18 protein-coding genes and 1 tRNA gene are annotated in these 19,743 nt (G+C 41.9%); 8 read left to right on the top strand and 11 right to left on the bottom strand.

Annotation, left to right across the window (positions count from 1 at the left end):
- Positions 1-242 precede the first annotated feature (242 nt).
- The 4 genes from CDG77_RS00785 to CDG77_RS00770 all read left to right on the top strand — a co-directional run bounded on the left by CDG77_RS00785 (position 243) and on the right by CDG77_RS00770 (position 4,721).
- Positions 243-1,328, top strand: a complete 1,086-nt coding sequence (locus tag CDG77_RS00785; protein ID WP_094327403.1) for a reverse transcriptase family protein — start codon at positions 243-245, stop codon at positions 1,326-1,328.
- 139 nt (positions 1,329-1,467) lie between these two features.
- Positions 1,468-1,543, top strand: a tRNA-Ile gene (locus tag CDG77_RS00780).
- A gap of 613 nt (positions 1,544-2,156) precedes the next feature.
- Positions 2,157-3,683 (top strand): slipin family protein, encoded by a 1,527-nt coding sequence (locus tag CDG77_RS00775; RefSeq protein WP_190233884.1) that lies wholly within the window; start codon positions 2,157-2,159, stop codon positions 3,681-3,683.
- Positions 3,684-3,773: 90 nt separating this feature from the next.
- Entirely contained in the window at positions 3,774-4,721 is a 948-nt protein-coding gene (locus CDG77_RS00770) for a DUF4238 domain-containing protein (RefSeq protein ID WP_094327401.1), read from the top strand.
- Between the two features lie 51 nt (positions 4,722-4,772).
- On the opposite strand, the gene CDG77_RS00765 is transcribed toward CDG77_RS00770, so the two are convergent.
- Positions 4,773-5,375 carry a hypothetical protein gene (locus tag CDG77_RS00765; RefSeq protein ID WP_094327400.1) on the bottom strand — a complete coding sequence of 201 codons (603 nt, stop codon included), beginning with the start codon at positions 5,373-5,375 and terminating at the stop codon, positions 4,773-4,775.
- Positions 5,376-5,532: 157 nt separating this feature from the next.
- Between CDG77_RS00765 and ppk2 the strand changes: the two genes are divergently transcribed.
- On the top strand, positions 5,533-6,486 hold the full coding sequence (gene ppk2, locus CDG77_RS00760) for a polyphosphate kinase 2 (RefSeq protein ID WP_223269677.1): 954 nt from the start codon (positions 5,533-5,535) through the stop codon (positions 6,484-6,486).
- Between the two features lie 22 nt (positions 6,487-6,508).
- Positions 6,509-7,108, top strand: coding sequence for a hypothetical protein (locus CDG77_RS00755; RefSeq protein WP_094327399.1), 600 nt, complete (start codon positions 6,509-6,511; stop codon positions 7,106-7,108).
- Positions 7,109-7,143: 35 nt separating this feature from the next.
- On the opposite strand, the gene CDG77_RS36155 is transcribed toward CDG77_RS00755, so the two are convergent.
- Complete coding sequence (locus tag CDG77_RS36155; protein WP_190233881.1) at positions 7,144-7,341, bottom strand: hypothetical protein; 198 nt, start codon at positions 7,339-7,341, stop codon at positions 7,144-7,146.
- Between the two features lie 461 nt (positions 7,342-7,802).
- Here CDG77_RS36155 and CDG77_RS00750 point away from each other — a divergent pair, with 461 nt between their 5' ends.
- A complete protein-coding gene (locus CDG77_RS00750; RefSeq protein WP_094327398.1) occupies positions 7,803-8,498 on the top strand; it encodes a DUF6602 domain-containing protein in 696 nt (231 codons plus the stop codon).
- A 433-nt stretch (positions 8,499-8,931) separates the two neighbouring features.
- On the opposite strand, the gene CDG77_RS00745 is transcribed toward CDG77_RS00750, so the two are convergent.
- The 9 genes from CDG77_RS00745 to nifB all read right to left on the bottom strand — a co-directional run bounded on the left by CDG77_RS00745 (position 8,932) and on the right by nifB (position 17,546).
- Complete coding sequence (locus tag CDG77_RS00745; protein WP_094327397.1) at positions 8,932-9,354, bottom strand: type II toxin-antitoxin system VapC family toxin; 423 nt, start codon at positions 9,352-9,354, stop codon at positions 8,932-8,934.
- On the bottom strand, positions 9,351-9,590 hold the full coding sequence (locus CDG77_RS00740) for a DUF2281 domain-containing protein (RefSeq protein ID WP_094327396.1): 240 nt from the start codon (positions 9,588-9,590) through the stop codon (positions 9,351-9,353). The genes CDG77_RS00745 and CDG77_RS00740 overlap by 4 nt, the downstream gene beginning before the upstream one ends.
- A gap of 300 nt (positions 9,591-9,890) precedes the next feature.
- Positions 9,891-11,333: a nitrogenase molybdenum-iron protein alpha chain gene (gene nifD / locus CDG77_RS00735; RefSeq protein ID WP_094327395.1), complete on the bottom strand. Its 1,443-nt coding sequence runs from the start codon at positions 11,331-11,333 to the stop codon at positions 9,891-9,893.
- Positions 11,334-11,482: 149 nt separating this feature from the next.
- The gene (nifH, locus tag CDG77_RS00730) at positions 11,483-12,376 is read right to left on the bottom strand and encodes a nitrogenase iron protein (RefSeq protein WP_094327394.1); all 894 of its coding nucleotides are present in this window, start codon (positions 12,374-12,376) and stop codon (positions 11,483-11,485) included.
- 346 nt (positions 12,377-12,722) lie between these two features.
- Positions 12,723-13,079 carry a globin domain-containing protein gene (locus tag CDG77_RS00725; protein ID WP_094327393.1) on the bottom strand — a complete coding sequence of 119 codons (357 nt, stop codon included), beginning with the start codon at positions 13,077-13,079 and terminating at the stop codon, positions 12,723-12,725.
- A gap of 253 nt (positions 13,080-13,332) precedes the next feature.
- Positions 13,333-14,232 (bottom strand): Fe-S cluster assembly protein NifU, encoded by a 900-nt coding sequence (gene nifU, locus CDG77_RS00720; RefSeq protein ID WP_094327392.1) that lies wholly within the window; start codon positions 14,230-14,232, stop codon positions 13,333-13,335.
- Positions 14,233-14,373: 141 nt separating this feature from the next.
- Entirely contained in the window at positions 14,374-15,582 is a 1,209-nt protein-coding gene (gene nifS, locus CDG77_RS00715) for a cysteine desulfurase NifS (RefSeq protein ID WP_094327391.1), read from the bottom strand.
- Between the two features lie 37 nt (positions 15,583-15,619).
- A complete protein-coding gene (locus CDG77_RS00710; protein WP_094327390.1) occupies positions 15,620-15,976 on the bottom strand; it encodes a 4Fe-4S binding protein in 357 nt (118 codons plus the stop codon).
- 124 nt (positions 15,977-16,100) lie between these two features.
- Positions 16,101-17,546, bottom strand: coding sequence for a nitrogenase cofactor biosynthesis protein NifB (gene nifB / locus CDG77_RS00705; RefSeq protein WP_094327389.1), 1,446 nt, complete (start codon positions 17,544-17,546; stop codon positions 16,101-16,103).
- Positions 17,547-18,722: 1,176 nt separating this feature from the next.
- Between nifB and CDG77_RS00700 the strand changes: the two genes are divergently transcribed.
- Positions 18,723-19,667, top strand: a complete 945-nt coding sequence (locus tag CDG77_RS00700; RefSeq protein ID WP_094327388.1) for an NAD(P)-dependent alcohol dehydrogenase — start codon at positions 18,723-18,725, stop codon at positions 19,665-19,667.
- Positions 19,668-19,743: the final 76 nt, after the last annotated feature.

Raw genomic sequence — 19,743 nt, 5'->3', positions numbered from 1 at the left:
AGTAAGCGCAACTGCATTTTTCCCTAACTTGAGTATGTCCCTTCGTTTGCTACATCTAGTTTTCCGTCGGGGATTCTAGATTGGTAAATTGAACGGTATATTTGAGCGCGGTTCTTTTTTCTAAATTGCCATTGAGCAGTTTGGGAAAAGGAATAGCAATCTTAATCCAGTTTTGGAGAAGCTTTTGCCCACACCTAAACTGTAAACACTTGCACTGGCAGAGTCAAAAAATCTTTTGTAGTATGCACAGCAAAAATCTAATCACTACCCCGTTAGCGGCTGCAAGTAATCTAGAAAGGTTGGGAACTGATAATTTAGTTCTTTTGCGATCGCATGGTTTAGCTGAATATAATAGTGCTGAAGGAATAGCCTTTGCAATGGGAATAAGTCTAGAGAAACTGCGCTTTTTAACAACTAGTACATCCATAACTAGACATTACCTCCCTTTCAAAATCTCAAAAAAGACAGGTGGAGAAAGAATTATTTCTGCACCAAAGCCCGAACTAAAAGCTGCTCAAAGGTGGATTCTAGAGAATATTTTAGAGAAATTAGAAGTTCACAATGCAGCACATGGCTTTTGTAAAAATCGTTCCATAGTCACCAATGCTAAACCCCATGTTGGTGCAAATGTAATAATTAATCTTGATTTACAGAATTTTTTTCAGTCAATTGATTACAACCGCGTTAAAGAATTATTTTGCGGGTTTGGTTATTCAGAACCTACGGCGACAATTTTCGGGTTGATTTGTACAACTGCTGAAATAGCAATAGATGGAAAAATTAACTATATAGCTTCAGAAAACCGCCACTTACCTCAAGGTTCACCTTCAAGTCCTGCTATTTCTAATCTAATTTGCCGTAATCTCGATAGTCGTCTCGCTACAATCTCTGAAAATCTTGGGTTTTCCTATACGCGGTATGCTGACGATTTAACATTTTCTGCCTCTGGTGACGCATCGCACCAAATATCTAATTTGATTAAAAACGCTAAAATTATCATTACTAATGAAAGTTTTACTGTTAATGATAATAAAACTAAGATTTCCAGTAAATCAGTGCAGCAAGAAGTAACAGGTGTTATTGTAAATACACAATTAAATATATCTAAAAAGACATTAAAAGCCTTTCGTGCCACTCTATATCAAATTGAACAAGAAGGTTTATCAGGAAAAACTTGGGGAAATTCAACTAATTTAATTGCCGCAATTACCGGGTTTGCAAATTATGTAGCAATGATTAACCCGAACAAAGGTGCAGAGTTCAAATCAAGTGTGGAACGCATCAAGCAGAAATATGGCAACTCCCAACCTGATGAAGTACGTTTTTAAAGCTGCTTATTTTCTTGTGCTAGATTTGAACCGGGATAGTAACAAAGTCACAAAGCTGTAGTTTGGGTTCTGTATCCCGACTGGTACGCTAACCTCTGGTAAGAGCGTATACCGCCCAGTACTTTCAACTATTTCACCATGAAAGTTAGCTCATTTGGTAGAGCGGTCGGTGTATCGCCGATTGGTTATAGGTTCGATTCCTATACTTTCAACCAAAACCCTCGCCCTGGGTACGGGCACCTTGTTAGGGACAAGGCAGCCTTATGGCTACACAAATGTATTGGGTGTTCAAAAAACCCCAATCAAAAAAACTTCTTGTTTTTTCTACTCTGTCATGCAGGTATTTATAACAGTAAAAGAGCTAGCGCAACTGTATCTCTCCCTAACTTGAGTATGTCCCTTCCTTTTCCTACATCTGGTTTTCCTTTGGGGATTCTGGATTGGCAAAGCGAACGGCATATTTGAGCGCGGTTCTATTTTTTTAGATTGCCATTGAGCAGTTTGAGAAAAGTAACAGCAATCTTAATCCAGCTTTGGAGAAGCTTTTGCCCGCACCGGAACTGTAAAAACCTGCACTGGCAGAGTAAATAAATCTTTTGTAGTATATAGTAGTACAAAGAGATGAAACCAATCCTTTAGCCTTTGTCTACAGGGTTCTAAAGCCTAAGAGCCTCTAAATGAATTCTGTGTACTCCAGTACTTAAGCTGTGAGACACAGGTGCTATTTGAGTTCAAGTAAGGTTATAAATGTGTTGATCGAATCTTCTTAGCTGGTTGCGATCGCCTAGCTTACTTAAACTATCGCGCAAATTATTTATGCAAATTACTATGTGGCAAACATTTTATATCAAACCTAACGAAATTGGTATCTTATATCACCGTAGTGATTTTAAAAAAATTTTGCAACCCGGCACACATACATATTTTGGTCGGCATTGGCAAGTAAAAATTTGTGACCTCAATCAGCCACTAGCTCAGATTGAAAACCTAGAACTGTTGTTGCGAAATCACGAAGCCGAACTACAAGAACATTTATTGATTATCAGAACCGCATTCAATCAAGTTGCGTTAGTCCGCTACGGTCAGAATTGGGTAAGCGTTGCACCAAATAAATTGATTGCTTTTTGGCGTGGTTTTATTGAAGTAGAGTCTCATATATTCAACTTGGAAGAAAGCTTAGAATTGCCTAGTTCCTTTGTGCAGCAATTGCGCTCAGTTACGTTGAATGGATTGAAGAAATTCCAAATCTCGGAGTCTGAAATTGGTTTACTATATCTGCAAAACAATTTTGTCCGACCTCTAGAAGCAGGAGAGTATGCTTTTTGGTCGGTAGATAGAGATGTAACAGTCCGAATTCTCAGCCGGATTATTCCTAATCCAGATTTTCCCCTCGAAGATGTACTCATTGAAAAACATCCCGACTTTATAGCTGCTTACTGTGAAGTCGTGCAATTACAGACTTCGCAAGTTGCAATTGTGCGATATCGGGGGAAAGTGATTTCTATTTTGCCACCCACCAGCCGCAAACTATTTTGGCAAGGTGTTGCAGTGGAAATTATCGACATCAGCGCTGATGCTCAGTTACAGCTTAACTTAGTGTCTGAGTTGGTTGAGGGTTCAACAGAAGTAAAACTGCTCAGTCGCAACTGTTTGCATATTTGCCAAGTTCCCGCCCAGCATGTGGGACTAGTATACATTAATCAAGAGTTTCAAGGATTGCGATCGCCAGGGGTACATGCTTGGTGGTTATTTGGCCGCTCCTTTCAAACCGAAGCGATCGACCTGCGACTACAAAACATGGAAGTATCCGGTCAAGATATCCTCTCCAAAGATAAAGTACCTCTGCGCTTGAATTTAACTGCTGGCTTCCGCATACTCGACCCATTGAGGGCAAAAAACGGTTTATCAGATATTTCTGGTTATTTGTACAAAGAATTACAGTTTGCTTTACGTGGTGCAGTCGGCGAACGTAACTTAGATGCTTTATTAGAAGATAAAGGTGCAATTGATAGAAGTATCTCTGAATACATCCGCCAGAAAGCCGCAGACTATGGAATTGAAGTAGATTCTGTAGGTGTCAAAGATATTATTTTACCTGGTGAGATTAAGGCTATCTTGAGCAAAGTAGTGGAGGCAGAAAAAACCGCTCAAGCCAACGTAGTCAGACGTAGAGAAGAAACTGCTGCTACTCGCAGTATGTTAAACACTGCCAAAGTTATGGAGGATAACCCCGTTGCATTGCGTCTGAAGGAACTGGAAGTATTAGAGCGGATTGCAGAGAAGATCGATCGCATTCAAGTTAATGGTAGCTTAGATAGTATTTTAACAGACTTGATTCGGATGAATCCGCAGTGATGACATCAATTATGTAGCGACTGTCTTAAAAGTCAAGCGATCGCACCATATACTACTTAGGTATCTATTGAGATTAGAGGATTTATTTCAATGAATAACGTTCAAAAGCAGCACTTCGTACCTCAATGCTATTTAAAAAACTTTGCTAATAAAGATACATTATTTGTGTTGGATAAGATAGAAAAATCTATCTATCAATCTCATGTTAAAAACGTTGCCCAACAGAGATATTTCAATGATTTTCCTGATTCATTTTTACCTGAAGAATTGAGGGATAAAACAAAATCTCAATTCATTGAACATGATCTTGCTAAAGAAGAATCAAGATTTAGAGATTTTCTAAAGCTGGTCATAGATTGTCTTGAAGAAATTGAAAAAAATAACTTATTTGATTCTCTTGGAGTTCTGGATGAAGAAGAAAAGAAAAATTTTTCTGGCTTTTTAGCACTTCAGTTAGTCAGGACATCTATGCTTAGAGGGCAATTTAAAGAAATATTTCAATCTTTAGATGATCTTAAGAAAAGAATGGATCAGGCACTATTCAATAATAAGATAAATATTCAAAAAAATAGCTTTCCTTCTCCAAAACCTTCCAGTAATTCAATTTATTTTGATGATTTATTAAAGGTAAGTATAGAAGAAGACTCAATAGCACAGCATTTATTTTATATCTCTAATATTCTCGATCAAGGTTCTGATTCAGAGATATCAAAAATATTATCAAGTCATATCTGGTTCTTTGGTGTAAACTCAACTTCCATTCCACTATGGACTTCAGATAATCCAATAGCAATCAAACCACATGAGGATTTTGGAACTGGTGTGGCTTCACATGGTGTCCAAGTAGTTTATCCAATTAGTTCTAAACATCTTCTAATTATGTTTGAATCAAACTTTTGGAATAAGCTAAAGAATTATGACGGAATGAGCATTCCCCTGTCAGAAAACGATGTAAAATTGTATAATAAGATACAAGCTAATCAATGTTATAGACAAACTTACTCCAGCGAGAAAAATTTTGAGCTTTTGCTAACCTGAATTCTAGCGATCGCTCCATAATCTCAAATATCCCAAAATTTTAGGTATTTATCAACCATTTTGAAGCATCCAAACTAAAAATCCCAAAATTTGTTCCGCAGGTGGAAGGGGATAATCCATCAAATCAATAGTGACAGTATTATCTTCCAGTTTCAGGAATCGCCATTGCGTACCACTGCTAATCGAACCATATATTACCGGAACTAGACGATTTTTTGTGGCGTTGAATCTTTGTGCTGCAACCATTTCGGCAATACATTGTCCAAACCCAGTTCTTAAATCAGCTTTTTTTGCTTCCACAATTACAATGCATGGCGCTTCAATTTCTAGCACTTCCGGCGAACGACTCAAAAGGAAATCACACATTCCATTAAGTCCAACTGCCTCATCAACTGTAAAATCTTCCCCAGAGAATAAGCTAATTTGCCGATTTAATATCCGTCTAACTTCCAATAATATTGGGTAAATAATTCCTTCTGAACGTGCTTTTTCACTTGCTGAAGAAACAAGTGGTAGACTTTCTTCAAGATATGCCGTCAGTGTGGCAGATGCTTCGATGGGTTCGGTGACAGGAAGAAATCGTCCACCCTCCTGTGTTTTTAACCCGAAAGCTTCTTTAACTTTACTGATATTTGTAAACTGACTATAAGGCATAATTTCTAATTATTTTACAAGTTCATATTCAGTCTAGCGATTAAGGCGATGTCTATGACTGCTTCTTATATATCGCTACAATCATCCTCCCAGAGCATCTGTGTATATTGACACTCAGTCCACATTAAAATATATACTTGATAGATAAACTCTAATTATGCCGACTCAATGGCATGGGGTAACAGCAATGTCAATTGATGAAGTTGAAAACCAGCAAAATAACGATCTAGTTAAAACCGCTACAGACTTAGTAGAAAAGCTAGTAAAGGCAAAAGACAAGAAAAAATCTAAAAAATCCAAACGTATTTTTGATGGTAGCACAGAAGTTTTTGCCAAGAAAATTCCCAAAAAGACTTTTGAAATTGAACTAGAGCAACTCCAGATTGAGCTAGTCAAAATGCAATACTGGATTAAGCACGTCGGCTATCGGGTTGTCGTCATATTTGAAGGGCGCGATGCTGCCGGCAAAGGAGGAGTAATTAAACGCATTGCCGATCCACTCAATCCTCGTGGTTGTCGTGTAGTTGCCCTGGGAACCCCTTCAGATCGCGAGAAAACTCAGTGGTATTTTCAGCGTTACGTGCAACATCTGCCGGCAGCAGGCGAAATTATCCTCTTCGATCGCAGTTGGTACAACCGAGCCGGAGTTGAACGGGTGATGGGCTTTTGTACTGAAGCAGAATATCAAGAATTCATGCAATCTTGCCCGGAATTTGAACGAATGCTGGTGCGATCGGGCATTGTTTTAATTAAGTACTGGTTCTCCGTCAGCGATGAAGAACAAGAGCAACGCTTTCTTTCTCGCAGTCACGATCCAGCAAGGCGCTGGAAACTCAGCCCAATGGATTTAGAATCACGCGATCGCTGGGTAGAATATTCTAAAGCCAAAGATACGATGTTTGCTAACACAAATATTCCAGAAGCCCCCTGGTTTACCATTGAAGCAGATAATAAAAGACGGGCGCGGCTCAACTGCATTCATCATTTGTTGAGTAAAGTTCCTTACGAAGACATGACACCTCCTCCCTTAGAGCTTCCATCTAGACCTGCGGCAGAGGATTATGTTCGCGCTCCCCGCAATGAGCAGTTCTTTGTGCCTCAAGTGTATTAAGCAATATTCCTGAGTCAAAACTATGGCGTACAGCGACTTTACTCTAGAAAAAGTTTCGGCTGTTTTGGGAATCACTACCCAAGAAGCCGATCTATTTCCCAAGCTTGTACCTCTTTCTATTCCTTCGTGGTTAGATGAAACTTTAGGAAAGCGAACCCAATTAGCTCTGATTAGTGAAAAAGCTCGGAGCGAATTTATTATTGTACCAATTTTACTAGCCTGCCGCGATCTCAGCCAAGATAGCTTGGCTATTTTCTCTGGACAAAGACTTGACGTTGATCCTGCACAGGGCTTGATTGGGGAATGTGATTTTATTTTAGCAATCGCTCCACCTTTACCACCGTTGCGTAGCCCAATTATCACTGTTGTGGAAGCGAAGAAAAATGATGTTGAAGCTGGGTTAGGACAGTGCATCGCCCAAATGGTGGCGGCGGATTTATTCAATCGTTCATCTGGACAAGCAGAAATACCTGTGTATGGATGCGTGACAACAGGAGAAGTTTGGCAGTTTCTTCAACTTTCGCAAAAAGTGGCTTTGCTTGATAAGCAAAGATATTACTTGGATAATGTCGGAGCTATTTTGGCAATTGTGCAGACAATTGTTCAGAAATTCAGTAGTTAATTTGTGTAATACTTTGTTCTCGCAAGTGGATGAATCTACTTTGGAGTTGGGGCGTTGGCGTAGCCTGCCATAGGCGATCGCACTATCTCGTAAATTAGTTTTATTAACACGCAATCATCGGGATTTCGGCAAATTACCGGGATTGTTAATAGAGGTAGTAACAGTTTAATGCGTAGGCGCAGCCCGTCGTAGACATCGCCTAGTTTTTTATCGAGCGAGGGCGATCGCAACAACAGTCTACTTTTTTTGCTGCGATGTCTACGACAGGCTATTCGGCGATCACACTATCTTGTAAATTAGTTTTATTAACACGCAATCATCGGGATTTGGGCAAAGTACCCGGATTGTTAGTTGAGGATTGGACGGTTTAATGCGATCGCCTAGTTTATTATCGAGTAAAGGCGATTACTACAACTGTCTACTTCTGATGCATCTCACACACCATCTCTAAATATGCAGTGGCGTATTATGGAGTTGGGACGATCACCCATGAAAGCAATTAAATCACCTTTCTTAGCTTAGTTTGCTACGATATTGCGAATTCCACGATTCATCTTGAAATCTGCGGTTCTTTCACTGCTCACATAAGAAGTTTTCTATGGGCGGAGTAAGGTAGGCTACCTCAACCGTTAACTATCTTAATTTCTACATTTGTATTGTGTATACTTAATGAGTGCTGTTCAATCATTCAAATATGAAGCCATTCTTTAGAGGTATTTCTAAAAAGTTAAAGGTACATATTGAAGATATTTCTAGTAATTTTGGGCATTTTGGAGAGCAAGGAGCTAGTAATGAGCGTATATTTGAACAATTTCTTCGAGATTACCTGCCTGGGCGTTACTCAGTAGGCAGAGGAAAAATTTTAGCTCATAACGATAGCGATACGGATCAAATAGATGTTATCATCTATGACCGAGAGCGTAATTCTTGTCTTTACACAGAAGAAGGGTTTTTAGCTGCTGGTGTTGAGTCTGTTTACGGTGTAGTTGAGGTCAAAACTACTCTCAATAAAGATGAATTATATGATGCTAACAAAAAAGCTCGTTCTGTCCTCACAAAACCTAGATTGCCATCAATAATCGAGCAGCATACTCCCTCTGGCTGGTCTAGACAAACAGGTTTAACCAAACCTCCCATAGCTGCTTGTTTTTCATTTCGATCACAAACATCAATTGAGTCAATTTATAATAATTTAGTGGAATTGGGCCATCTAAATGACAACTTTTTATGTTTGGTTGGCATTTTAGATCAGGGCGTTATTTATTTAACAACCGAGGGATGGATTGTACATAAAGATGAGGATGGTGCATTGCTCCAATTCTTAATTATTCTGATTGAATTTCTAGAGAAGGTTCCCAATAGACAATTCAAACTGTCTCATTATTTATAATGTGTTGTTTGTGATAGTTGTACCAGAATTTCTCAGTTGTGAGAAATTCTGGTACAGCCTACAAGAGGCTACTTCTTATGTATTTTACACAAATTCATGGTAGTAGGTTGGATAGAGCGATCACTTGATTTTCAAGACAGTCGCTACAATTTTTATTAGCTACCTTCATTTCAAGCAAAAGCGATCGCACCATTTAATCTAAAAAATCGCTATTTAAAACAGTCTTTTATTTTACAGTTTTTCTTAAAGCAAAATGCAAGCAAAATCTAAAAAGCAGACTCCATAAGAGTTATACTATCTAAAGCATCAAAACAGATTGTTCCTAAATAACCCTGCAACCTGCATTTAGGCTAGAAATAGGCTCTTTTTTCTCTCACCGCGAAAAAACCTTGCATTATATGATGTTGAGGAGCGATCGCTCTTAACATTATTCCTACAAATCCTCTGGCATAATCACAGAAATTAATTGATTACGATTCTTCCGATAAATTCTAAAATCGCTATCAAATGTTAGCAACTCACTATCAGGATACAGTTGTGTCATTCTCACCAAACACGCATCTGCTAATGACATTGGAACTGATTGATATTGTCGTAGCAATTCTTTAATTACTGCCGCTTCTTCACTCAAACACATCGAAATTAATATCTTTCCCTCGTCCAGTAAAGACATCACCGTATCCTGACCACCGTAGATATTTCGCAATAAAAAACAAGTCTCTACAATCACAGGCTCACAAGTGAGTAAAGGCTGCTCAATTGTAGCTAAGGTATTAATTACCCAAGTATGAAGATGCTCTCTGCGATTAATAAAGGCTACTAATGGCCCGGTATCGATGATGACTCGTTGCTTCATTCAGTTCCTAAACCTTCCAGATATTGTTTGTTAGTCGCCAAATCACCGGGGCCACCATCAACACAACCAGCAAATTTTTGAGATGCTTCCAAAAATGAAATAGGCTCAACTTGTTCAATGCTTGTATTTTTTTGTGCTAGCTGACTTTGCAGAAACTCAATAAAATCTAAGACTTCTTGTTGCTTCTCTGGCGGGAGCGATCGCATTTTTTCAGTAGCAGCTTGTATAATACTCAAGGAAACCTCCAGAAGTTATTGCTCCGTCTTTTTTGCGTCCAATCACTTCAGTCTAGCAGGCTAACACTTTGTGGATCAAATGGATAAAAGCTCCTGGGGTGGATGCAACCTTTATCTGGTGTTGCTCAATTTAGCTGCTACGCTATTTTTAATCTAAAAAATCGTCATTTAGAATAGTCTTTCATTTTACAGTTTTTCTTTAAGCAAAATGCAAGCAAAATCTAAAAACGAGACTCCATAAGAGTTATACTATCTAAAGCATCAAAACAGATTGTTCCTAAATAACCTTGCAACTTGAATTTAGGCTAGAAATAGGCTCTTTTTTCTCCCGCCGCGAAAAAACCTTGCATTATATGATGTTGAGGAGCGATCGCTAGGTTCGGAGTAATCCCAAGAGTGCATTTGACGGAAAGGTAAACCCATCTTTTGGAAGACGTACTTCTCTTTCACACCAGAAGCAACTAGATCAGGCTTCAGCGCTTTGATAAATTCCTCGAATTCGTAAGCGGTAACGTCGTCATAAACGATGGTACCGTTTTCGATGTAGCCAGCGGTACGTTTGTAGTCATCGTTATGAGCGAACTCATAACCTGTACCAATCATCTTCATGCCCAAGTCTAGGAAGGCTGGGACAACGTGGCGAGGACGTAGACCACCAACCATGATGGCAACAGTCTTACCATCCAAACGGGGGCGATACTTAGCAATTACCGCATCCATTGTGGGTTGATACTTGGCGATAACCTTCTCAGCGTTTGCTTGGATTGTTTCGTCAAACTTAGAAGCAATTTCCCGTAAAGATTCAGCAATCTTGGTGGGGCCGAAGAAGTTGTATTCCAACCAGGGTATACCGTAAGCTTCTTCCATGTGACGGCTGATGTAGTTCATCGACCGGTAACAGTGGATGAGGTTCATCTTCACATTGGGGGTCATCAACATTTCGTTGATGGTGCCATCACCTGACCACTGAGCGACTACGCGCAAGCCGATTTCTTCTAACAGGATGCGGCTAGCCCAAGCATCACCACCGATGTTGTAGTCACCGATAACGGCTACATCATAAGGAGTACCTTCAAAATTGAGTGTACCGTCTTTCTTAGCTTGGTCGGATTTGGTGAAAACCCAGTCACGAATCATGTCGTTAGCAATGTGGTGTCCCAAAGATTGGGAAACACCCCGGAAGCCTTCGCAACGCACAGGTACAACTGGCTTGCCAATTTCTTTCGATGTCTTCCGAGCAACAGCTTCGATGTCATCCCCAATTAGACCGATGGGACATTCAGATTGAATGGAAACACCACGGTTGAGTGGGAAAAGTACATCAAGTTCTTGGATGAGCTTGGTAAGTTTCTTGTCTCCACCAAAGACGATATCTCTTTCTTGGAAGTCAGAGGTGAAGTTCATGGTACCAAAGGAGTCAATCCCTGTAGTACCGATGTAGTAGTTACGACGACCAGACCAAGAATAATAACCGCAACCAACAGGCCCGTGGCTGATGTGGATCATGTCCTTAATAGGACCCCAAACCACACCTTTAGAACCGGCGTAAGCACAACCACGAGCGGTCATGACACCAGGAAGGGATTTAACGTTAGACTTAACGCCGCAGTCGGCCTTACCTTCTTCGTATACGCCTAAGTGCTTTTCCCGTTTTTTCTTAGCTTTATCGGGGTAAGCCTCTAGAACTTCTTTAATTAGTTCTTTTCTTTCTTCGATGATGTTTTGATTTTCTGGAGGTGTCATATTTAGCCTCTGTGACTCGTAAGGATCGGGGCATAGGGGGACTAGCAGTCCCCTCTAAGGTTAGGGGGGAGATGCAAGGGAGAGGGGAAAAGGTAAGATATGGAACTCTTCCTTTTCCTGGTGCTAAAGCATTATTTATTAGCAGCGATTTATACTACAGGAGCTTCAGCAGCACTCTTACCAACTAGCATTGCAGTATTTTCGTCGCTTTCGAGGATACCGAATTCAATCAACAATTCTTCTAGTTCTTCCATTTCGATGGGTGTAGGAATAGCTAGATTTTTGTTGTCGATGATCTTGGTAGCCAATGTCCGGTATTCGTTAGCTTGGTTGCTTTCTGGTGCGTACTCGTTAACTGTCATCCGGCGCAATTCTGCGTGTTGAACGATGTTGTCACGGGGTACGAAGTGAATCATTTGGGTGTTCAACCGTTTTGCCAAGGTTTCGATTAGTTCGATTTCCCGGTCTGTGTTACGGCTGTTACAAATCAAACCACCCAAACGCACGCCACCAGTGTGAGCATACTTAAGAACACCACGAGCGATGTTGTTAGCAGCGTACATCGCCATCATTTCACCTGATGTCACGATGTAGATTTCTTGTGCCTTGCCTTCACGGATAGGCATTGCGAAACCACCGCACACAACGTCACCTAATACGTCGTAAGATACGAAGTCTAGGTTTTGGTAAGCACCATTTTCTTCTAAGAAGTTGATGGCGGTGATGATACCACGACCGGCGCAACCTACACCGGGTTCTGGCCCACCAGATTCTACGCAACGAACGTCACGGAAACCGGTTAGCATTACTTCTTCGAGTTCGATATCTTCTACTGCACCACGTTCTGCGGCGAGGTGAAGAACGGTTGTTTGAGCTTTGCTGTGCAGCATCAAACGGGTGGAGTCAGCTTTAGGGTCGCAACCGACGATGAGGATGCGTTGACCCATTTCTGCCATAGCTGCCAAGGTGTTTTGGGAGGTGGTAGATTTACCGATACCGCCTTTACCGTAGAAAGCTATCTGTCTAATCTTTTCGTCTGTCATTGTTCCTGTTTCCCTGCAATTGGTTGGTTGGTGGGTCTGTGCGTTTGTCAGTTGCGTTCACGCCAGTTGAGCGACAGTAGTGAGCGCGTGTAGAGCATCGTTGGTACAGTTGGCATAAATGCCTGCTGGGGGCGATCGCTCCACAGCCATAATGATTGAGAGTAGGTACATATATTTCGTGGTTAAATTGTTTTCTTTTTGTTGTTTGTCCTTTGTCCTTTGTCATTTTGTTGACAAAGAACAAAGAAAAATACGCAATTTACAAATACGTCATAATGTGTTTCAGCTTGCAAGATTCGATAGGACTTGATGTTGTTATTTGTCAACAATCAATGCACAAGTCCTATTACTTGTTCAAAATAGCGCCTTTCATATTTGTGACGCGATCTAGTGCAGCTTTGGTGTCTTCTGCTGACACTCCACGCACAGCCATTGCTTCACCGAGATGCTTGGCGATCGCATCGAAGTGTGGTTGCTGTAGGTTCATTCCAGCGTGGGTTTTGTCCATTGGACGACCGCCGTATTGCTTTGGCCCCTCAAATATTTGACCTAAGAAAGCAACTAGATGATTGCGTTGCTTCGCCATGTCTGTACCAGCAAAAATGGGGCTGAGGAGGCTGTCTGCGGCAATGCGTTTGTGGAGTTCATCTACTACTTGTTCAATAGCTGGTTGTCCGCCAATGTTGTCGTACAATGTGCTCATATCCTGTTCCTTTGAAGCGAGTTGGATGATGAAATTTGCAAGTAGGCGCTTAATCTTTTTGCCTATATGCTGTTAGCCGTCATAATGGTAGGAGTACCAATTCGTAATTCGTAATTCGTAATTCGTAATTAAGAAAGAATTGGTATGAAGCATTGATGTGGAGACAATTATATGTTTCAAATCCTACTTTCTGTTCCTGGCTGAATGCATATTAGAGCGTATTTGTAGATTACGTTGAGTCCTACAGCAATTCCTAAACTGCTTCGACTACAAGGCTCTTGCTGACACGATCTTGTAATCTGGCTTCGATCGCAATTTTCAGAGTTGCTGTACTACTAGAACAGGAACCGCAAGCACCTTGCAGGACAACTTTAACGCGATCGCCTTCGACATCATAGAGTTCTACATCTCCCCCATCTGCAATGAGTACGGGTCTGACTTCTTCATCGAGAACCTTTTGAATTAGAGCAATCTTTTGGACGTTTGTTAGCGATCGCTCTTTAGACGTAACAATTTCTGTGGCAACTTGTACGCCGTAATTGTTGAGAGCAGGTGTGGCGTATTCCTGTTGAACTGATCTTATTATATCATCGATGTTCGCCAGACAGGAACCGCATCCGCCACCAGCTTTTACATAATTTGTTACTTGTTCGGCATCCGTGAGATGATTTTCTAGAATCACGCGACGGATTTTAGATTCGCTGATGCCAAAGCAACTGCAAACTAATGCACCTTCATCATCATCATCGTGGGTAGCTAGAGGTATGCCACGATAATTATAGATAGCGGCTTCTAGGGCTTCTTGTCCCATGACAGAGCAATGCATCTTTGCTTCTGGTAAACCACCCAGGTAATCTGCAATGTCTTTATTGGACACTTTCAAAGCTTCATCTAAGGTCAAACCTTTAACCATTTCGGTTAATGCACTAGAAGATGCGATCGCACTAGTACAACCAAAGGTTTGAAAGCGAGCATCTAGAATCTTATCAGATTCTACTTCCACTTTCAGGTGCAATCTCAGAGCATCACCGCAAGCAATGCTACCGATTTCGCCCGTTGCAACCTTAACTCCAACTTCGCCCGTTTCTTCAATTTCTCCCTGATTTTTGGGATCGTAAAACAGTTCTAATACTTTATCGGTGTAGTCCCACATAATGAATTTTAGATTTTAGATTTTGGATTTTAGATTGGGGGATTGGGTACTGGGTATTGGGTACTGGGTACTGGGTATTGGGTATTGGGTATTGGGAAAATTCTCCCCTAGTCCCCAGTCCCTAATCCCAGTCCCTAGTCCCTACCGATGCGCTAGTGCTTGTTCTTGTCCCTGCAACCAACCTGCTTCATCATTTTTGAAGGGTGAGAGGGCGCGTAAACGTTCTACAATACTGGGCATTACCTCAATCACTCGATCGATTTCGGCTTCGGTGGTGTAGCGACAAAGACTGAAGCGGATAGAACCGTGCAAAGTTGTGTAGGGTAAGCCCATTGCCCGCAGGACGTGGGAAGGTTCCAGAGAACCAGAGGTGCAAGCAGAACCGGATGATGCACAGATACCGTATTTGTTCAATAACAGTAGAATTGCTTCACCTTCGATGTACTTGAAGCCGATATTGGTGGTGTTTGGCAATCTCTGCGTAACGTCACCATTGACTACACAATTGGGAATTGTAGCTAGTAAAGTTTGTTCGAGGCGATCGCGCAGCTTTCTTTCTCTTGTGGTAGCTTCTTCTAAGTGTAACAGTTCTAGTTCCGCAGCTTTGCCCAAGGCGATAATTGCTGGAACATTCTCTGTTCCCGCTCTACGTCCGCGTTCTTGGTGTCCGCCAAGAATAAAGGGACGGAACCGAACCCCACGGCGGATATATAAAGCACCAATTCCTTTCGGCCCGTGCAGCTTGTGACCAGACAGGGTTAACATATCCACGGTGCTAGTCTTCATATTCAACGGGATTTTTCCCACTGCTTGCACCGCATCTACATGGAAGATAGCGCCATACTCTTTTACACGCAACCCAATTTGCTCAATCGGGAAAATCGTTCCGGTTTCATTATTAGCATACATAATTGTCACCAAGGCGGTGTTACCCGTCAAGGAAGCTTCTAGTTCATCTAGATCCAGCTGCCCTTGATGATTTACTGATAGATAGGTAACAGTGTAACCTTGGGTTTCTAATTGTTTGCAGACATTGAGGACTGCTGGATGTTCTACTTGGGTGGTGATGATGTGTCGCTTTTCAGGTTGCGCTAACAGTGCGGCTCGAATCGCGGCGTTATCTCCCTCAGTACCGCAACTTGTGTAGACAATTTCTGATTCATCGGCTCCCAGCATAGCTGCAAGTTGTTCTCTTGCGGTTCTCACTGCTTTACCGACTTGTCCACCAAAGGTATGCATACTGGAGGGATTGCCGTAATAATCCGTCAGGTAAGGTAGCATTACCTCTATAACTTCTGGGTCTACCCTAGTGGTGGCATTATTATCGAGATAGATGCAGTTATTTTGCATTGTTGTCTTCAATTACAAATTAAGAATTACGAATTATTTAAGCTTCTGCACCCATTGTTTGGGGTTGGCGCTTTTGCAACTGTTCAGAGTATTTCTGGGAATAGCAGTTAAACCAACGTTCCCAGTAATCTTGTTTATTTGTTAATTTAGCAACTACGCGGTTGTAATCGGCGAACCAGCCTTCCCAATAATCGCTAGGCTGCTTGACGCAACCGTTGCAGGTGGGACAACCAGCTTTACACTGAGGCATGGTATGAATACTACCAATACAGTTTGTACAAAGTTCAGGGTCAATCCAGTGCTGTCCGTCAACCACTTTGACTGCATTTGTCGGACATACCGTTAGACACAGATTGCAGGAAATACACTGGCTAGTAAGAATTTTGTAAGCCATGATTTATTCTCCTTTTGGGAATGGGTACTGGGGATTGGGTACTGGGTACTGGGTACTGGGTACTGGGTATTGATTGGGAAAATTCTTCCTTAATTCCCAGTCCCTAATCCCCAGTCCCTAATCCCTAATTACCTAATTCCTTAACGTATTGCTCGTAAAACTCTAAAGCAACCTTCTCAATCACGTCGTAAGCTTCAACAGACTGTATTCCAGCTTGTTGCAATTTTTCTTGAGGACTGTTACCAATCTTGGAGACTAAAACTGCTTTGCAATCTGCGATCGCTTTCATAATATGCTCAAAGGAAGCTTCTTCGCCGTATCCACCTTGGCAGTATTGGTCAATTTTGCGATGGCTGACAAAGCGAGCATCGTTTCCATCCACTTCGTAAATTTGGAATTCTTTGGCATGACCGAAGTGTTGGTTAACCAATCCGCCGCCTTTAGTTGCTACTGCAACGAGGATTTTTGGACTGTTGGCAAATTTCTTGCCGGCAAGCGCCTTGTTTTTGGCTACTTTAAGTTCTTCTTTAAACTTCTCAATCCCGTCATGAACTTCTTGACGTTTCTCCATGTCATATTCTGGAGTCATTTCCAAGAATTTCTCTTTGGAAAATTCCTGGCTGCGATCTTCTCCCAACAATCCTACTGCATCGGCGCGGCACTGGCGACAGTGGCGCATCATTTTCATGTTACCAGAGCAGTTGTCTTGAACTTCTTTGAGTTCTTTGGGTGTAGGGCCGCGTTGACCGATTAAACCGAAGTGTGTGCCATGTTCTGGTGCAGAAATCAATGGCATGATGTTGTGCAAGAATGCACCTTTCTCACGAATGACTCGATTCACTTCAACTAAGTGATGGTCATTAATTCCGGGAATCATCACGGAGTTAACTTTGCACAAGATGTCAGCATCTTTCAGGGCTTGCAATCCTTCCATCTGTCTTTCGTGGAGGATTTTTGCACCTTCAAGACCTCTATAACGCTTGCGTCTGTAGTGAACCCAAGGATAAATCAATGCACCGATCTCTGGATCTACCATGTTAATGGTGATCGTCACGTGATCTATATTTAATTGTTTAATGCGATCGATGTAGTCTGGCAGCATTAAACCATTGGTTGATAAGCACAGCTTAATGTCTGGTGCTTGGGCTGCAATCAACTCAAATGTGCGGAAAGTCTTTTCTGGGTTCGCCAGAGGGTCGCCAGGGCCGGCAATTCCCACAACTGTCATTTGGGGAATCTTGCCACCAATGACCAAAGCTTTGTGTGCTGCTTGTTCTGGTGTTAGCAATTCGCTAACTACTCCAGGACGGCTTTCGTTAGCGCAATCATATTTGCGGTTGCAATAGTTGCATTGGATGTTGCAAGCTGGTGCAACTGCAACGTGCAACCGGGCATAGTGGTGATGAGCGTCTTCGCTGTAGCAGGGATGTTTAGCAATGCGTTCTTCGAGCTTTTGATCCCTTTCCACGGTGGCGCTGCTGGGGCTGTCGCAGCCGCAACCACCGGATTTTGCTTGGGTTGTCGATTCCGTAGCGTTGGAGTTGAGGAGTCGTGTAGACGGTGATGTCATTGAGTTTCGCAAAAAGGTCGGTGGACTTGGCTGCCACTGTGGGAGATGCCGTTGCTACTCTTTCATGCCCAGAATTGAAGTCGCGTCTTCCACACTGCCTGCAAACCCTTGGGTGAGGGCGACTTGTTTTCAAGTCAGGCAGACGATAGATATCTGATGTTCGGCTGGTGTGTGTCAACGTTCGGTTCTTGGGTAGAATTTGTGCTTACAGCCGCGACTTCTCTTCACTTCAGGCATGGTGCTATGTCATCCCTCCACTCATCCTTCGCTTCGTTTTGTTTCGGAGCGTTGGGTGATTGGCGATATAAGATTTATAGCAGCCGTCTCCCAGCCAGATGTTGCGTCTCTCTAGGATAGAATTTATTGGATTTATTACTTTTGTACTCAAATACTAAAAACCCTAATTCTTCAAGCATTACAAGAATTAAAAAAGTTTTTTTCAGGTAGGGGTTCTAGTCTTTTTTGGTTGGGGTTCTAGTGTTTATAGATAGGGGTTCAGGATTTCTTTGTACTCAGCTAAAACTCAATCTCAGCAAGGAATTTAATCTAATTCTAACTGGATTTGAGTTATTTAAATGTGTACTCAGATTGCCCTCAGATTCCGTCAAAAGCAAGATATGCCAAGGGTTTGAGGGTGAAAAACTGGAGCAGTTTATATCGTTCTACTCCAGAAACGTGCGAAATTCAATTCTGTATCTAACATATCATTTTTTTCAGGGTAAAAATGCAATTCATATTTATTTAATTTTTGCTTTGACAATGATATTCAATTGGGGTTGTAAGTCTTATCTGGTAAGCCATATAAGCTAGTGGAAATAGATGTGTTACTGCACATAATTTTCAAAAAACTTAACTTTCGACTCCTTTTTTTCATTCCCACAATAAGGTGATGGGTAGAAAATTCTCGAATTTTGTGTTTAAGAGAAACAACAAACTATAATCTAACATGATTGAGCGATCGCAATGAATTTTCTGAATTGCTTATTACAAACCTTAGCAAAAAACCTAACTCCCTAAGCGGCTACAATTAAACTAAGAAATTGTAGGGTGCGTTAAAGAAGCGCGTAACGCACCATATTTTTAGGTGCGTTACGGCTAAATTAGACTTTCTCTAACCCTCAAATTCCTACACAGCCGTAACACAATTCAGTCAAACAGGGTAGCAGGAGGAATTCGATGAAAGCAATGGTTATCCGTCGGTATGGCGCGGCTGAGGTGTTGCAGTATGAAGATGTGGAACAGCCGAAAATTGAGCCAACGCAGTTACTTGTGAAAGTCCGTGCTAGTAGCGTTAATCCCATTGATTGGAAAATTCGCCAAGGGATGTTGAGCTTGATTGTCGGCAACAAATTTCCGAAGATTCTGGGGTTTGATGTGGCGGGAGAAGTCGTAGCCGTTGGCTCTGGTGTCACCCGTTTTAAACCAGGAGATGCTATTTATGGCAGTACTAGCTTCCCTGGAGGAGGTTATGCCGAATTTGCAGCTGTTCCAGAAAGTGTGGTGGTTCTCAAACCAACGAACTTATCTTATGAAGAAGCTGCGGCTGTGCCTTTAGCAGCACTCACGGCTCTGCAAGCACTGCGAGATCAAGGAAATATTCAAACAGGACAAAGTGTCTTGATTAATGGTGCTGCGGGCGGTGTAGGGATTTTTGCGGTGCAAATTGCTAAGGCTTTAGGGGCAGTGGTGACGGGAGTTAGCAGTACCAAAAATTTGGATTTGGTGAAATCTCTAGGAGCAGACCGCGTGATTGATTATACGCAGCAAGATTTTGCCGAAGATACAGCGCAGTATGACATTATCTTTGATGCAGTGGGTAAGCGATCGCTCTCAGAAACCAAAAAAGTCCTCAAACCCAACGGTGTTTACATCACCACCGTACCCAGCCCTCAAGTCTTTTTAGAGAGCGTTTTAACAGCGTTGCTTCCCGGTCAAAAAGCGAAATTTCTCTTTGAGAAGCCTAACGCCAAAGACTTGCTTTTTCTCAAAGAATTGATTGAAGGGGGTAAAATTCGTGCAGTAATCGATCGCACATATCCCTTACAAGAACTAGCGGCGGCTCATAGTTATAGCGAAACTGGGCGGGCAGTGGGGAAAATTGCGATCGCAGTTTCTAGTTGATTGGAGGACAATGGGGGAAACCCTTATCTACGAGAGGGTTTGCCAACGCAGAGCATCTCGTAGATAAGGCGCTAGC

This window comes from Nostoc sp. 'Peltigera membranacea cyanobiont' 213 (assembly GCF_002245975.1).
Taxonomy (GTDB): domain Bacteria; phylum Cyanobacteriota; class Cyanobacteriia; order Cyanobacteriales; family Nostocaceae; genus Nostoc.
Note: the sequence above shows the minus strand (reverse complement) of the source record. Positions and strands in the feature narration are given on the sequence as shown.

Coding starts and splice junctions, on each gene's coding strand:
- CDG77_RS00785 (WP_094327403.1), top strand. CDS start 243: ATGCACAGCAAAAATCTAATCACTACCCCGTTAGCGGCTGCAAGTAAT.
- CDG77_RS00775 (WP_190233884.1), top strand. CDS start 2,157: ATGTGGCAAACATTTTATATCAAACCTAACGAAATTGGTATCTTATAT.
- CDG77_RS00770 (WP_094327401.1), top strand. CDS start 3,774: ATGAATAACGTTCAAAAGCAGCACTTCGTACCTCAATGCTATTTAAAA.
- CDG77_RS00765 (WP_094327400.1), bottom strand. CDS start 5,375: ATGCCTTATAGTCAGTTTACAAATATCAGTAAAGTTAAAGAAGCTTTC.
- ppk2 (WP_223269677.1), top strand. CDS start 5,533: ATGCCGACTCAATGGCATGGGGTAACAGCAATGTCAATTGATGAAGTT.
- CDG77_RS00755 (WP_094327399.1), top strand. CDS start 6,509: ATGGCGTACAGCGACTTTACTCTAGAAAAAGTTTCGGCTGTTTTGGGA.
- CDG77_RS00750 (WP_094327398.1), top strand. CDS start 7,803: ATGAAGCCATTCTTTAGAGGTATTTCTAAAAAGTTAAAGGTACATATT.
- CDG77_RS00745 (WP_094327397.1), bottom strand. CDS start 9,354: ATGAAGCAACGAGTCATCATCGATACCGGGCCATTAGTAGCCTTTATT.
- nifD (WP_094327395.1), bottom strand. CDS start 11,333: ATGACACCTCCAGAAAATCAAAACATCATCGAAGAAAGAAAAGAACTA.
- nifH (WP_094327394.1), bottom strand. CDS start 12,376: ATGACAGACGAAAAGATTAGACAGATAGCTTTCTACGGTAAAGGCGGT.
- CDG77_RS00725 (WP_094327393.1), bottom strand. CDS start 13,079: ATGAGCACATTGTACGACAACATTGGCGGACAACCAGCTATTGAACAA.
- nifU (WP_094327392.1), bottom strand. CDS start 14,232: ATGTGGGACTACACCGATAAAGTATTAGAACTGTTTTACGATCCCAAA.
- nifS (WP_094327391.1), bottom strand. CDS start 15,582: ATGCAAAATAACTGCATCTATCTCGATAATAATGCCACCACTAGGGTA.
- CDG77_RS00710 (WP_094327390.1), bottom strand. CDS start 15,976: ATGGCTTACAAAATTCTTACTAGCCAGTGTATTTCCTGCAATCTGTGT.
- nifB (WP_094327389.1), bottom strand. CDS start 17,546: ATGACATCACCGTCTACACGACTCCTCAACTCCAACGCTACGGAATCG.
- CDG77_RS00700 (WP_094327388.1), top strand. CDS start 18,723: ATGAAAGCAATGGTTATCCGTCGGTATGGCGCGGCTGAGGTGTTGCAG.